This window comes from Agromyces humi (genome assembly GCF_009720255.1).
Lineage (GTDB): Bacteria > Actinomycetota > Actinomycetes > Actinomycetales > Microbacteriaceae > Agromyces > Agromyces humi.
The window spans coordinates 1-13,074 of sequence record NZ_WJSP02000073.1; the positions used below are offsets into that span (position 1 = coordinate 1).

The 13,074-nt window shown below is 68.7% G+C and carries 16 protein-coding genes; 2 read left to right on the forward strand and 14 right to left on the reverse strand.

Annotated elements, in window-relative coordinates; all coding sequences use genetic code 11:
• Both GH736_RS08715 and GH736_RS08720 read right to left on the reverse strand, forming a co-directional pair.
• Window positions 1–495 (reverse strand): DUF4192 family protein (locus GH736_RS08715; RefSeq protein WP_159602178.1); only part of this gene is annotated, 495 nt, incomplete at its 3' end.
• A gap of 90 nt (window positions 496–585) precedes the next feature.
• Window positions 586–1,554, reverse strand: a complete 969-nt coding sequence (locus GH736_RS08720) for an aldo/keto reductase (RefSeq protein WP_159602180.1) — start codon at window positions 1,552–1,554, stop codon at window positions 586–588.
• 126 nt (window positions 1,555–1,680) lie between these two features.
• Between GH736_RS08720 and GH736_RS08725 the strand changes: the two genes are divergently transcribed.
• Window positions 1,681–2,172 (forward strand): methylated-DNA--[protein]-cysteine S-methyltransferase, encoded by a 492-nt coding sequence (locus tag GH736_RS08725; protein WP_159602182.1) that lies wholly within the window; start codon window positions 1,681–1,683, stop codon window positions 2,170–2,172.
• Window positions 2,169–2,792 (forward strand): DNA-3-methyladenine glycosylase I, encoded by a 624-nt coding sequence (locus tag GH736_RS08730; protein ID WP_159602184.1) that lies wholly within the window; start codon window positions 2,169–2,171, stop codon window positions 2,790–2,792. Before GH736_RS08725 ends, GH736_RS08730 begins: the two co-directional genes overlap by 4 nt.
• 68 nt (window positions 2,793–2,860) lie before the next feature.
• Here the strand turns inward: GH736_RS08730 and GH736_RS08735 are convergent, their stop codons facing one another.
• The 12 genes from GH736_RS08735 to GH736_RS08790 form a co-directional block, all read right to left on the reverse strand.
• Entirely contained in the window at window positions 2,861–3,625 is a 765-nt protein-coding gene (locus GH736_RS08735) for a YaaA family protein (RefSeq protein WP_159602186.1), read from the reverse strand.
• Entirely contained in the window at window positions 3,626–4,198 is a 573-nt protein-coding gene (locus GH736_RS08740) for an AAA family ATPase (RefSeq protein ID WP_159602188.1), read from the reverse strand.
• A gap of 10 nt (window positions 4,199–4,208) precedes the next feature.
• On the reverse strand, window positions 4,209–4,469 hold the full coding sequence (locus GH736_RS08745; RefSeq protein ID WP_159602190.1) for a F0F1 ATP synthase subunit epsilon: 261 nt from the start codon (window positions 4,467–4,469) through the stop codon (window positions 4,209–4,211).
• Window positions 4,470–4,471: 2 nt separating this feature from the next.
• Window positions 4,472–5,932 (reverse strand): F0F1 ATP synthase subunit beta, encoded by a 1,461-nt coding sequence (gene atpD, locus GH736_RS08750; protein ID WP_159602192.1) that lies wholly within the window; start codon window positions 5,930–5,932, stop codon window positions 4,472–4,474.
• Between the two features lie 21 nt (window positions 5,933–5,953).
• Complete coding sequence (locus tag GH736_RS08755; RefSeq protein ID WP_159602194.1) at window positions 5,954–6,850, reverse strand: F0F1 ATP synthase subunit gamma; 897 nt, start codon at window positions 6,848–6,850, stop codon at window positions 5,954–5,956.
• Window positions 6,851–6,892: 42 nt separating this feature from the next.
• The gene (gene atpA, locus GH736_RS08760; protein ID WP_159602196.1) at window positions 6,893–8,533 is read right to left on the reverse strand and encodes a F0F1 ATP synthase subunit alpha; all 1,641 of its coding nucleotides are present in this window, start codon (window positions 8,531–8,533) and stop codon (window positions 6,893–6,895) included.
• Between the two features lie 77 nt (window positions 8,534–8,610).
• The gene (locus tag GH736_RS08765) at window positions 8,611–9,405 is read right to left on the reverse strand and encodes a F0F1 ATP synthase subunit delta (RefSeq protein ID WP_159602198.1); all 795 of its coding nucleotides are present in this window, start codon (window positions 9,403–9,405) and stop codon (window positions 8,611–8,613) included.
• A gap of 3 nt (window positions 9,406–9,408) precedes the next feature.
• Window positions 9,409–9,963, reverse strand: coding sequence for a F0F1 ATP synthase subunit B (locus GH736_RS08770; RefSeq protein WP_407922333.1), 555 nt, complete (start codon window positions 9,961–9,963; stop codon window positions 9,409–9,411).
• Window positions 9,964–10,007: 44 nt separating this feature from the next.
• The gene (gene atpE / locus GH736_RS08775) at window positions 10,008–10,241 is read right to left on the reverse strand and encodes an ATP synthase F0 subunit C (protein ID WP_022888426.1); all 234 of its coding nucleotides are present in this window, start codon (window positions 10,239–10,241) and stop codon (window positions 10,008–10,010) included.
• 45 nt (window positions 10,242–10,286) lie between these two features.
• Window positions 10,287–11,066 carry a F0F1 ATP synthase subunit A gene (gene atpB, locus GH736_RS08780; protein ID WP_235933909.1) on the reverse strand — a complete coding sequence of 260 codons (780 nt, stop codon included), beginning with the start codon at window positions 11,064–11,066 and terminating at the stop codon, window positions 10,287–10,289.
• A gap of 180 nt (window positions 11,067–11,246) precedes the next feature.
• Window positions 11,247–11,726 carry a hypothetical protein gene (locus GH736_RS08785; RefSeq protein ID WP_159602202.1) on the reverse strand — a complete coding sequence of 160 codons (480 nt, stop codon included), beginning with the start codon at window positions 11,724–11,726 and terminating at the stop codon, window positions 11,247–11,249.
• Entirely contained in the window at window positions 11,707–12,996 is a 1,290-nt protein-coding gene (locus GH736_RS08790; RefSeq protein ID WP_159602204.1) for an MraY family glycosyltransferase, read from the reverse strand. The genes GH736_RS08785 and GH736_RS08790 overlap by 20 nt, the downstream gene beginning before the upstream one ends.
• Window positions 12,997–13,074 lie beyond the last annotated feature (78 nt).

Below are 13,074 nucleotides of genomic sequence, written 5' to 3' on the forward strand. Positions count from 1 at the left end.
CGGCAGGCGACCGGCGTCGGCCACGCCGCCGATCGACGGCGCGCCTCGCGGGATCCGGCCCAACGCCTCGCTCCCCTCGATCATCGAGACCGGATGCCCCATGACGGGCGTCGCGGGGTCGAGCAGGGAACCCCAGGCGTCGGCGCCGCGGCAGAGTGCGTCTCGCACGGCGAATCCGGCCTGCTCGATGCGCCGCACGAGGAGTGACAGGAGCGCGCGTTCGGGAAATCGGCCGGTCGGCGCGAAGGTCGCATCGGTGTACGCGATCGGTACCACGGCGTCGACGCCCGGCATCCGGCACAGCGTGCCGACGATCGCGCCGACGACCGCCTGCCGCTCGCGGGGACGCCGAGGGAGGTCGTGGCGGACGACCCCGGCCGAGCGCGCGCCGCGGAAGGCCACGCAGACGATCGAGCGTTCGGGGACGAATCCGGCGAGGGCGGGCACGATGGCCAGCAGGTCGTGGGCGCCTGCGGCACGGATGATGGTGGTCATGCGGTCAGGATGTCGCGCACGCATCCGTCGCACGCGGCTTTCCTCGCCGGTGGGCCACGCGCACCGCGGGAGGCGCCTGGGGAGGAGGACTCAGGGCGTGGCGAAGATCCGGGAGACCTCGTCGACCTCGTCGGCCGACGGTTGCCAGGCGACGCCGGCGGCCGCGTTCTGCCGGATCTGCTCGGGGCGCGTCGTGCCGGCGATCACGCTCGTGAGCGACGGCTGGGCGAGGAGCCACCCGAACGTGGCCTCGAGCATCGTGATGCCGCGCGCGTCCGCGAAGGCGCGATAGCGGTCGAGCACGTCCCACGGCGCGTCGTCGACGAGATGGCGGCGCTGCCGCATGATGCGCGTGTCGGCGGGCTGTTCGTCTCGCCGGAACTTGCCGGTGAGCAAGCCGTTCTGCAACGGGAAGTACGGCAGGAAGCCGAGCCCGAGGTGACGCACGGCCGGGAGGACCTCGGCCTCGGCGCCCCGCGCCAGCAGGTTGTACTCGTTCTGCGCCGAGATGAAGCGCGCCGTGCCCAGTTCACGCGCGACATACTCCGCCTCCGCGATCTGCCAGCCGCTCAGGTTGGAGTGGCCGAGGTAGCGCACCTTGCCGGCGCGGACGAGGTCGTCGAGTGCCGAGATCGTCTCGTCGATCGGCGTCGCCGGGTCGGGCGTGTGCAGCTGGTAGAGGTCGATCCAGTCGGTCTGCAATCGGCGGAGCGACCCCTCGACGGCGAGGCGGATGTAGCGGCGCGAGCCGCGCGCGCCCCATGCCGGCAGGGGCGACGGAAGGCTCGAGTGCCCGAACTTCGTCGCGATGACGACCTCGTCGCGTCGTCCGCGCAGCGCCGAGCCGAGCAGCGTCTCGCTGAGCCCGTACTCGCGCCCGTAGATGTCGGCCGTGTCGATGAGGTTGACGCCGGCGTCGAGCGCTGCGGAGACCACCGCGTCGGTGCCCTCCTGCCCCTCCGTCGCGGTACCCGCGCGGCCGAAGTTGTTGCCTCCGAGGCCCACGGTCGAGACGCGGAGGCCCGACCGGCCGAGGGAGCGGTACTCGAGATCCGTCATCGCTCCAGCCTATTCGGGCGCGGGGCTCGCCCCGGACTCGTCCTCCACACCCGACCCGTGGCGCGGTGCCTTCGCGATGTCCGATTCCCGCGAGTCGATGTCGGATGCCGCGGCTACGCTCGAACCATGACCAACGTGTACCTCACCCGCCTCGACAGCCCGATCGGGCGCATCGAGCTCGTCGGCGATGACGATGCGCTGACGGGCGTCACCATCGAGCGCGACGGCGCGCTCCCCCACGACGGCGAGCCCGAGCGCTCCAATGCGGTGCTCGACGACGCCCGATCGCAGCTCCTCGAGTACTTCGCCGGCGCGCGCACCGACTTCGACGTCCCCGTCCGCCTCTCCGGCACGGCGTTCCAGCAGGCCGTCTGGGCCGAGCTCGAGCGGCTCCAGTGGGGCGAGGCCATCTCCTATGGCGCGCTCGCCACGGCCGTCGGCAAGCCGGGGTCGGCCCGCGCGATCGGCGGCGCCGTCGGCGCGAACCCGGTGCCGATCATCGTCGGGTGCCATCGCGTCCTCGCGTCCGACGGTCGCATCACCGGCTACTCCGGCGGCGACGGCATCCCGACGAAGCTCTGGCTGCTCGGACACGAGCGCATCGGCTTCGCCGCATGAGCGTCATCCCATCGGCCGACCTCCTGGTCGGCGACGACGGCCTGACACGGTGCGCCTGGGGCGCGAAGGACCCCGAGTACCGCCGCTACCACGACGAGGAATGGGGCACACCGCAGCACGATCCGGTGCGCCTCTACGAGAAGGTCTGCCTCGAAGGCTTCCAGGCCGGCCTCTCCTGGATCACCATCCTGCGCCGCCGGCCGGCCTTCCGTGAGGTGTTCCACGGGTTCGACGTCGAGCAGGTCGCCGCGATGACCGAGGCCGACGTCGAGCGACTGCTCGCCGACGCACGCATCATCCGCCATCGCGGCAAGATCGAGGCGGCCATCCAGAACGCCAGGGCGACCCTCGCGTTGGAGGTTCCCCTCGAGGAGCTGCTGTGGAGCTTCGCTCCGTCGCCCCGCACGGCGCCGCCGCGGTCGTTCGCAGAGGTTCCTGCCACCACGCCCGAGTCGACGGCGATGAGCAAGGAGCTCCGCAGGCTCGGATTCCGGTTCGTCGGCCCGACCACGATGTACGCGCTCATGCAGGCAGCAGGCATGGTCGACGATCACCTCTCGGGGTGCTTCCGAGCGTCGGCGCAACCCGCACCGGCAGAGGCCCTCCCGACGACGGCCTGAACCTCACCCCGCAGGTTCCGCTCTTCTCATCCGGTCTGCACCGGCTGCGCATCAGGCGACGCCGTCGCTCAGGCCAGGAGCTCCAGTTCACGCACCCCGCTCGCGTGGTCGGTCTCCTCAGCGAAGTCGAGACCGAAGCCGGCGACCCGCGCCCACTCGATCAGGTCGTCGACGGATTCCGCTGTCGGACGCGACTCGAGCACCGCCCGGGTGAATGCGCCCTTCGCCGTCTTGTTGAAATGGTTGAGGGCGCGGCGTCGTCCGTCGTCCCCGACCGAGACGACGCGAACGAAGACACTGTTCTCGCGGACGGGCGCCGGGCCGAGGTGCACGTACCCCTCGGACCGCAGGTCCACGATCAAGCCCGGTCGCGCTGCGAGGGTCGACTCCAGGCGGGGGCGCCAGAACTGACGCAGGTGGATGCCTGGGATGCGGGAGTCATGGGACAGCCGATAGGCGGGAATGGGATCGAGCGCCCCGATCAGGCCGAACAACGCCGAATGCACCATGACCGTCTCGGCAGCGTACGACCGCGCCGCTGCCGAGAGCGTCGGCGCGTCGAGCGCGTCGAACAGCACGCCCGTATACCGATCGATGGCGGGCATCGACGGGGCGTCGTGGAGCCGGCGATTCCGCTCGATCTCGGCCGACTGCCGAGGACCGAGCTTCAGCGCGCGCATGGCGACGTCATGATCCGCGGCGAGGGCGGCGACCTCGTCCATGAGCTCGCGTCGAGCGTCGTTCAGTTCTGGAAGGGCCAGGAGTTCGAGGTCGATCGGGCCGCCGACGCCGCCATCCCGTTTCGTCTCGGACGGCGGCAGGAGCAGCCGCATCTAGGACGCGATGAAGGCGAGCGCCGCCTCGACGTTCGATCCGAGCGATTGCACGCTGTCGATGGTCACGCGCGGCAGCGCCGACGAAGGACCCGTCCACGGGGCGTAGCCCTCGAGGCTCTGCTCGACGGCGCGCCACGTCGTCTCCTCGAGATGCGGAAGCCGACGCTCGCGCTTCTCGAGACGCGCACGATGCACCGCCTCGTCGGAACAGGCGACCTCGATCACCCGCAGTCGCACATCAGCGCGGGCGGCGAGGTCGCGCCACTGCAGCCGAGCCGCCTCCGCGGCGTTCACCGCGTCGACGATGACCGTGCGTCCGGAGTCGAGTTCCTTCTCCGCGATCTCCTCGGCCACGAGATACGCCGCGAGCCCGGTGGGCTGGTCGGCGTCGATTCCGGCGCGGAGAATGGCCGACTCGATCGGATCGACGGACACGACCGTGGCGCCGAGCCGGGCGCCGACGATCTCGGCGATCGTCGACTTTCCCGCGCCCGGCAGCCCGGCCATGACGATGAGTTGGGTGACGCTCAGGTCACCGAACTGGCGTTCTATCGGCTGCTCCCCCTGCATCCGCGACTCCTCAGGCGAGCTCGGCCCGCGAAGCGACGAGCTGGACCGAGTCGGACTGCACCGACAGGAACCCGTCCTCGGCGTTGGCCGTGATCTTCTCGCCGCCCGGAAGGGTGACGCGAACCTCGCCGCCGGCGAGGATCGCCAGCATCGGCTCGTGGCCGGGCAGGATGCCGATCTCGCCTTCGACGGTGCGGGCGATCACCATGGACGCCTCGCCCGACCAGACTTCCCGGTCGGCCGAGACGACGCTCACGTTGAGGACGGCCATGCTCAGCCGTTCTCCTTCTGGATGCGAGCCCAGTTCTCCTCGACGTCGGTGATGGGGCCGACGTTGAAGAACGCCTGCTCCGCGACGTGGTCGAAGTCACCGCGGGCGATCGCGTCGAACGACTCGATCGTGTCCTTGAGCGGCACCGTGGAGCCCTCGACACCGGTGAACTTCTTCGCCATGTAGGTGTTCTGCGAGAGGAACTGCTGGATGCGACGCGCGCGCGACACGGTGATCTTGTCTTCCTCGGAGAGCTCGTCGACGCCGAGGATCGCGATGATCTCCTGGAGCTCCTTGTTCTTCTGGAGGATCTGCTTGACCGTGGTCGCGACGCGGTAGTGGTCCTCGCCCAGGTAGCGGGGGTCCATGATGCGCGACGTCGACGTCAGCGGGTCGATGGCCGGGTAGAGGCCCTTCGACGCGATCTCGCGCGACAGCTCGGTCGTCGCATCGAGGTGCGCGAACGTCGTGGCGGGAGCCGGGTCCGTGTAGTCGTCGGCCGGGACGTAGATCGCCTGCAGCGAGGTGATCGAGTGACCGCGCGTCGAGGTGATGCGCTCCTGCAGGACGCCCATCTCGTCGGCGAGGTTCGGCTGGTAGCCCACCGCGGACGGCATGCGGCCGAGCAGCGTCGAGACCTCGGAGCCCGCCTGCGTGAAGCGGAAGATGTTGTCGATGAAGAGCAGGACGTCCTGCTTCTGCACGTCGCGGAAGTACTCCGCCATCGTCAGAGCCGAGAGCGCGACGCGCAGACGCGTGCCCGGCGGCTCGTCCATCTGGCCGAACACGAGCGCGGTCTTGTCGAAGACGCCCGCCTCCTCCATCTCGTGGATGAGGTCGTTGCCCTCACGGGTGCGCTCGCCGACACCGGCGAACACCGACACGCCACCGTGGTCCTGCGCCACGCGCTGGATCATCTCCTGGATGAGGACCGTCTTGCCGACGCCCGCACCACCGAAGAGGCCGATCTTGCCACCCTGGACGTAGGGGGTGAGGAGGTCGATCGACTTGATGCCGGTCTCGAAGAGCTGCGTCTTCGACTCGAGCTGGTCGAACGCCGGCGGACGGCGGTGGATCGGCCAGCGCTCGGTGATCTCCACCTGCTCGCCCGGCTCACCGTTGAGGATCTCGCCGATGACGTTGAACACCTTGCCCTTGGTGACGTCGCCGACGGGAACGGAGATCGCCTCGCCGGTGTCGGTCACCTCCTGGCCGCGCACGAGCCCGTCGGTGGGCTTCAGCGCGATGGCGCGAACGAGGTCGTCACCCAGGTGCTGGGCGACCTCGAGGGTCAGGACGAGGGTCTCGCCGCCGACCGTGATCTCGGTCTGGAGAGCGTTGTAGATCTCGGGGATCGAGTCGTGCGGGAACTCGATGTCGACGACGGGGCCCGTGACGCGGGCGATGCGGCCGACGGCGCCGGCGGTCGACTCGGCGACCGGCGCGGTTGCGGTGTCAGTCATTCTGGCTCTCTCTTTTCTGGGTTACTTCTTGGCGACGAGCGCGTCGGCGCCGCCCACGATCTCGGAGATCTGCTGCGTGATCTCGGCCTGGCGCGCGTTGTTCGCCAGCCGGGTGTAGTCGGTGATGAGCTTGTCGGCGTTGTCGCTGGCCGACTTCATCGCCTTCTGCGTCGCCGCATGCTTCGCCGCGGCGGACTGCAGGAGGGCGTTGAAGATGCGGCTCTCGATGTAGACCGGGAGCAGCGCATCGAGCACGGTCTCGACATCGGGCTCGAACTCGTAGAGCGGCTGCACGGTGGCGTCGGGCTCGTCGACACCCTCGACGACCTCGAGCGGCAGCAGGCGCACGACCTCGGGGGTCTGCGTCATCATGCTCACGAACTTGTTGTAGACGACGTGGATCTCGTCGACACCGCCGTCGGCGGCGTCGCGGAGGAACGCCTCGAGCACGGCATCCGCGATCTCCTTGGCGAGCTCGAACTCGGGGTTCTCGGAGCTGCCGGTCCACTGCTGCTCCGACGCACGGCGACGGAACTGGAAGTAGCCCACTGCCTTGCGCCCGACCAGGAAGTACACGACCTCCTTGCCCTGCGAGCGGAGCAGCTCGGCGAGCTCCTCCGCCTCACGGAGCACCTGCGAGTTGAACGCGCCGGCGAGGCCGCGATCGGACGTGAGGATCACGACGGCTGCGCGCTCGATCGTCTCGGGCTCGGTGGTGAGCACGTGGTCGACGTTCGAGTACGTCGCGACGGCCGAGACGGCGCGGGTGATGGCGCGCGAGTACGGCGTCGAAGCCGTCACACGCGCCTGCGCCTTCTGGATGCGCGAGGCGGCGATGAGCTCCATCGCCTTGGTGATCTTCTTCGTCGTCTGGGCAGACTTGATCTTCTGCCGGTAGACCCGAAGTTGCGCTCCCATTTCTCTCCTGTATGCCTAGGTTCGATCGTCGTCGCCGGCTGCCTAGCGGCGAGCCTTGACGATCTTCTCCTGGTTGACGTCCTCGACGGCGATGGCCTCGAACTGCTCGCTGCCCACCGAGGCAAGCGGCTTGCCCTCGCCGGTCTGGAACTCGAGCTTGAACTTGTCGACCTCGGCCTCGAGGGTCGCGACCGTCTCGTCGGACAGCACGTTCGTGTCGCGCAGCGTCGAGAGCACCTCGGTGTTGCGGCCGAGGTAGTCGAGGAGCTCGCGCTCGAAGCGCAGGATGTCCTCGACCGGGACCTCGTCGAGCTTGCCGTTGGTGCCGGCCCAGATCGAGACGACCTGCTCCTCGACGGGGTACGGCGAGTACTGCGGCTGCTTGAGCAGCTCGGTGAGGCGTGCGCCACGGGCGAGCTGGCGACGGCTCGCCGCGTCGAGGTCGGACGCGAACATCGCGAACGCCTCGAGCGAGCGGTACTGCGCGAGCTCGAGCTTCAGCGTGCCAGAGACCTTCTTGATCGACTTGACCTGCGCGTCGCCGCCGACTCGCGACACCGAGATGCCCACGTCGACCGCCGGGCGCTGGTTCGCGTTGAAGAGGTCGGACTGGAGGAAGATCTGGCCGTCGGTGATCGAGATCACGTTGGTCGGGATGTACGCCGAGACGTCGTTGGCCTTGGTCTCGATGATCGGCAGGCCGGTCATCGATCCGGCGCCGAGCTCGTCGGAGAGCTTGGCGCAACGCTCGAGCAGACGCGAGTGCAGGTAGAAGACGTCGCCGGGGTACGCCTCACGACCCGGCGGACGGCGGAGGAGCAGCGACACGGCACGGTAGGCCTCAGCCTGCTTCGACAGGTCGTCGAAGATGATGAGGACGTGCTTGGAGTCGTACATCCAGTGCTGGCCGATGGCCGAGCCGGTGTAGGGCGCGAGGTACTTGAAGCCCGCCGGGTCGGACGCCGGAGCCGCCACGATCGTGGTGTACTCCATGGCGCCGGCGTCTTCCAGGGCGCCCTTGACGCCAGCGATGGTGGAACCCTTCTGGCCGATCGCGACGTAGATGCAGCGGACCTGCTTGTTCGGGTCGCCCGAGTCCCAGTTCGCCTTCTGGTTGATGATCGTGTCGATCGCGATCGCCGTCTTGCCCGTCTGGCGGTCGCCGATGATGAGCTGGCGCTGGCCGCGGCCGACGGGGATCATGGCGTCGATGGCCTTGATGCCGGTCTGCAGCGGCTCGTGCACCGACTTGCGCTGCATGACGCCGGGCGCCTGCAGCTCGAGGGCGCGGCGGCCCTCGATGCCGGTGATCTCGCCGAGACCGTCGATCGGGTTGCCGAGGGGGTCGACGACACGGCCGAGGTAGCCCTCGCCGACGGGGACCGAGAGGACCTCGCCCGTGCGGGTCACCTCCATGCCCTCCTCGATGCCGGTGAACTCGCCGAGCACGACGACGCCGATCTCGTCCTCGTCGAGGTTCAGCGCGAGGCCGAGCGTGCCGTCCGCGAAGCGGATGAGCTCGTTCGCCATGACCGAGGGCAGGCCCTCGACGTGCGCGATGCCGTCGCCGGCGTCGGTGACGTATCCGACCTCGGTCTTCTGCGCCGTGCCCGGCTCGTACGACGAGACGAACTCCGAGAGAGCCGAACGGATCTCGTCGGGGCTGATGGAGAGTTCTGCCATTGTCTTTCCCTTTTCTGTACCGGTTGTACAGCTACTGGTCTGTCGCGGCGCAGGACGCCGGTCGTTTCGTCCGGCGGTCAGCCGGCAAGCTTCTGCCTCAGCGAGCTGAGGCGGCTGGCGACGCTGCCGTCGATGACGTCGTCGCCGATCTGCACGCGGACTCCGCCGAGCACGGCGGGGTCGACGATGGTGTCGAATCGGACTCGGCGGCCCGTCTGGGCCGCGAGGCCCTGCTGGAGCCGGGCGAGCTGCTCGGGAGTCAGCGGCACGGCGGTCGTGACCGTCGCGACGTCGAAGCCGCGCTGGTCGGCGACGACGGATGCCGCGTGCCGGAGTGCCTCGCCGATGCGGCGCCCACGGGGCTGCTCCACGAGATGGCGCACGATGGCGACCGTCTGCGGTGCCGCCTTGCCGTCGAGCAGCCGATCGACGATCTGCGTCTTCGACGCGGTCAGGCTCAGCTTGCTGCCGAGCGCCAGCTCGAGCTCGTCGTCGGAGGCGACTGCCTGCTCGACGGTGAAGAGCTCGGCGTCGACCTGCACGCCGTCGGGAGCTGACTCGGCCGCGACGCGGTAGCCCAGCTCCTCGATGCCGGCGAGGAAGTCCTCACCGCTCGACCACCGCGCGGTGGCGGCGGCCGAGAGCAGGGACGCGGCTGCAGGGCTGATCCGCGAGCCGAAGACCGCTTCGACCAGGGCGCGCTTCTGCGCGGCATCCGCCTCGGTGTCGGTCAGCGCGGAGCGCAGCTGCGACGACGCACCCACGACCCGGCCGACCGCGAGGAGGTCCTCGGCGACCGTCAGCTCGGCACGGCCGAGCTCGGCGAGCGCCGCTCGCATGTCGGCGAGGGCCCCTCTCGTAGCGCTACCCATGGGTTACTTCTTCCCTCCGGCAGCCGCCTGCTCGCTCGCCTCGAGCTCGGCGAGGAAGCGGTCGACGACGTTCTGCGCCTTGCGGTCATCGGAGAGGCTCTCGCCGATGACGCCGGATGCGAGGTCGATCGCGAGGGTGCCGACCTCGGACCGCAGCGAGACGAGCGCCGACTGGCGCTCCGCCTCGATCTGGGCCTGGGCGCCGGCGGTGATGCGGGCCGCTTCTCCGGAGGCCTGCTCCCTCGCCTCGGCGACGATCTTCTTGCCGTCCTCGCGGGCGGTCTCGCGGATGCGACCGGCTTCGGCGCGCGCGTCGGCGAGCTGGGCGGTGTATTCCTCGAGTGCCGCCTCCGCCTTGCGCTGGGCCTCGTCGGCCTTCGCGATGTTGCCCTCGATGGCTTCGGCGCGCTCGTCGAGCATCTTCTGGACGCGCGGCAGCGCGTACTTCCAGAAGAAGACGAGGATGATCACGAAGCAGATCGCCGACCCGATGATGTCATAGGGCTCGGGGACGACCGGGCTCATGTTCTCCTCGGCAGCCTCGGTCGCAGCGCTCAGAACTGCGTGGAGCACATTGGCCTCCTAGATAGCGGCGAAGGGGATCAGACGAAGATGAAGTACGTGGCGATGCCGATGAAGGCGAGCGCCTCGGTGAAGGCGATGCCGATCCACATCAGCACCTGGAGGCGGCCGGCGAGCTCGGGCTGGCGGGCGACGCCCTCGATGGTCTTGCCGACCACGATGCCCACGCCGATGGCCGGGCCGATGGCCGCGAGGCCGTAACCGACCGTTGCGATGTTGCCGTTGATCTCAGCGAGAACGGTAGTTGCGTCCACGTTGGGTTTTCCTTTCCTAGGGATGTGCTGGGCGGGTGCCCGGGCTCAGTGCTCTTCTGCGACCGCGAGCTGGATGTAGACCGCGGTGAGGAGGGCGAAGACGTAGGCCTGCAGGACGGCGACGAGGATCTCGAAGAGCGTGAACACCAGGCCGAAGGCCAGGCTCCCGACGCCGAGGAGGGTCCACCAGCCGCCGAGCTGGACGACGAAGAACGAGGTCGCTGCGAAGAAGAGCACGAGCAGGAGGTGCCCGACGATCATGTTCATCATGAGTCGGAGCGTGAGCGTGACCGGCCGGATGATGAACGTCGAGATCAGCTCGATGGGCGTGACGATGATGTACACCGGCCACGGGACACCCGAGGGGAAGAGCGAGTTCTTGAAGAAGTTCTTGGGGTTCTTCTTGACACCCGCGTAGATGAAGGCGACGTAGGCGACGATCGCGAGGACCAGCGGCACGCCGATGACCGACGTGCCCGCGATGTTCAGGAACGGGATGACACCCGTGAGGTTCATGAACAGCACCATGAAGAAGATGGTCGTGAGGATCGGCAGGAACCGCTTGCCGTCCTTCTTGCCGAGCAGGTCGTCGGCGATGTTCACGCGGACGAGGTCGAGACCCATCTCGACGAGGCTCTGGAAGCGGCCGGGGACGAGGCGCATCTTGCGCGTGCCGAGCCAGAAGACGAGGAGCAGCGCGACGACGGCGACGATGCGCACGAGCGTGATGCGGTTGATCTCGAACGGAGTACCGCCGAAGAGCAGTGCCCCCGGGAAGAATTCCTCGATCGACGGACCGTGGAAGCCACCATCGTCGGTGGACATCGGAACCAGCAGGTTCAGAGCGTTAGCTAGCAGCGCTATCTCCTGTTTCGGGGCGTGGAGCTCGGCTCTCGCGTCGACGAACATGGAACGGATTCCGCACATGCCGAAGCCGAGCGGAAACCGGGGGGATCGTCAATACTCTAGCAACAACTTCTACGAGCGGACGAATTCAGGCGGACCTCAGTCGTCGGTGGGCGCCTTCGGCAGTTCGACGTCGCTGGCATAGGGCATGCGCGACTTCGCGACGACGAGCACGTCGACGACGAGCGACGCGATGACGCCGGCGACGAGGCTGAGGAACAGCACGACGGGATTCAGCCATGGCGCGTCGCGGAGGACGACGACGAGCACGATGAAGACGATGAACTTCAGCAGCCATCCGCCGAGCACGATCGCGAAGAAGACCCCGACGAAGACGTCGCTGGATGCGTAGCGGTTGGCGAGGAGGATGCTCGCCGCCGTGATGCCCATGAAGACGACGGCCATCAGCGTGCCGATGAGCGCGCTGACGAGCCCCTCGGTGCCGGCGAAGACCAGTCCGAGGACGGCGCTCACCACCAGCACGACGGCTGCAAGGGCCGCGCCCCACGCCAGGGCGCGGCGCAGCACCGGGTTCGAGGTGGGCGTGCGGTCGGCGGGTTCAGGCCGTGCGTCGGTCATCGTGCTCCAGTTCGGGATCGCCGGGGACGTGCCGGCCGGGCTCATCGGGGACGGCGACGGGGGCTGCGGCGGGCTCGAGCTCGTCGAACACCACGCCTTCGGGCAGGCCGGGATTCTCGGCCTCCGCGGCCACCGTGAGCCGCTTGCGCCGGCCGAGGGGTGCCAGCGTGATCGCGGCGCACACGACGAATCCGACGCCGATGAAGGCGAACGCCCACATGGCGCTGGTGCCGAGGTACACGGGCAGCACATACGTGAGGAGGCATCCGATCGAGACGACCGCGGTCCACGCGTAGAAGATGAGCACGGCGTTCAGGTGCGAGTGGCCCATGTCGAGCAGCCGGTGGTGCAGGTGCTTGCGGTCGGCGGAGAACGGCGACTTGCCCGCACGGAGCCGCCGGACGACGGCGAGCCCGAAGTCGAGCAGCGGGATGACGAGCACCGCGAACGGCAGGATGATCGGGATGAACGCGGCGAAGAGGTCCTGGATGCCGACGGCGGCCGGGTTGATCTGGCCGGTCACCGAGATCGCCGACGTGGCCATGAGGAGGCCGATGAGCAGCGCCCCGGCGTCGCCCATGAACAGCTTGGCGGGGTGCCAGTTGAGCGGCAGGAAGCCGATGCAGGCGCCGACCACCACGATCGCGAGCAGCGAGGCGAGGTTGAAGTAGTTGAGCGGCGACGTCTTCTGCACGAGGAGGTAGGTGTAGAGGAAGAACACGCCGTTGGCGATGAGGGCGACTCCTGCGACGAGCCCGTCGAGGCCGTCGATGAAGTTGATCGCGTTCATGACCAGCACGATCGTGAACACCGTGATCGTCGCGCTCATCCACGAGGAGCCGACCGTGATGCCGCCGATCGGCAGCGAGACGATCGAGACGCCCTGCCATGCGATGAGGCCCGCCGCGACGAACTGCCCGGCGAGCTTCGTGGTCCAGTCGAGATCCCAGATGTCGTCGGCCACGCCGATGAGCACGATGAGCAGCGCCGCCCCGAGGATCGCCAGCATCTGCGAGGGGTTCTGGAAGATGATCGAGACGTTCGAGAAGCGCGTGGACCCCAGCGACGACACGAACGCGGCCGCGCCGATCGCGGCGAGGATGCCGACGAACATGGCGATGCCGCCGAGGCGCGGCGTAGGGCGGGTGTGCACGTCGCGTTCGCGGATCTTGGGGTAGAGCCGGTACTTGAGGCTCAGCTTCCAGACGAGGACCGAACCGCCGAAGGTGACGAGCGCGGCCACGAGGGCGAGCGCGAGGAAGAGGGTCATGAGGCGGCGGCATCCGCTTCATCGGATGCCGCGGGCGCGGGCGCTGCCGCGGGCGCGGGCGTTGCCGCAGGGGCCGGC

What these genes read in the sequence shown, in the direction of transcription:
- GH736_RS08755 (WP_159602194.1), bottom strand. Translation starts at nt 6,850, where the DNA reads ATGGGAGCGCAACTTCGGGTCTACCGGCAGAAGATCAAGTCTGCCCAG.
- GH736_RS08790 (WP_159602204.1), bottom strand. Translation starts at nt 12,996, where the DNA reads ATGACCCTCTTCCTCGCGCTCGCCCTCGTGGCCGCGCTCGTCACCTTC.
- GH736_RS08720 (WP_159602180.1), bottom strand. Translation starts at nt 1,554, where the DNA reads ATGACGGATCTCGAGTACCGCTCCCTCGGCCGGTCGGGCCTCCGCGTC.
- GH736_RS08745 (WP_159602190.1), bottom strand. Translation starts at nt 4,469, where the DNA reads ATGGCCGTCCTCAACGTGAGCGTCGTCTCGGCCGACCGGGAAGTCTGG.
- GH736_RS08765 (WP_159602198.1), bottom strand. Translation starts at nt 9,405, where the DNA reads ATGGGTAGCGCTACGAGAGGGGCCCTCGCCGACATGCGAGCGGCGCTC.
- GH736_RS08740 (WP_159602188.1), bottom strand. Translation starts at nt 4,198, where the DNA reads ATGCAGGGGGAGCAGCCGATAGAACGCCAGTTCGGTGACCTGAGCGTC.
- GH736_RS08730 (WP_159602184.1), top strand. Translation starts at nt 2,169, where the DNA reads ATGAGCGTCATCCCATCGGCCGACCTCCTGGTCGGCGACGACGGCCTG.
- atpB (WP_235933909.1), bottom strand. Translation starts at nt 11,066, where the DNA reads ATGTCCACCGACGATGGTGGCTTCCACGGTCCGTCGATCGAGGAATTC.
- atpA (WP_159602196.1), bottom strand. Translation starts at nt 8,533, where the DNA reads ATGGCAGAACTCTCCATCAGCCCCGACGAGATCCGTTCGGCTCTCTCG.
- GH736_RS08735 (WP_159602186.1), bottom strand. Translation starts at nt 3,625, where the DNA reads ATGCGGCTGCTCCTGCCGCCGTCCGAGACGAAACGGGATGGCGGCGTC.
- GH736_RS08785 (WP_159602202.1), bottom strand. Translation starts at nt 11,726, where the DNA reads ATGACCGACGCACGGCCTGAACCCGCCGACCGCACGCCCACCTCGAAC.
- GH736_RS08725 (WP_159602182.1), top strand. Translation starts at nt 1,681, where the DNA reads ATGACCAACGTGTACCTCACCCGCCTCGACAGCCCGATCGGGCGCATC.
- atpD (WP_159602192.1), bottom strand. Translation starts at nt 5,932, where the DNA reads ATGACTGACACCGCAACCGCGCCGGTCGCCGAGTCGACCGCCGGCGCC.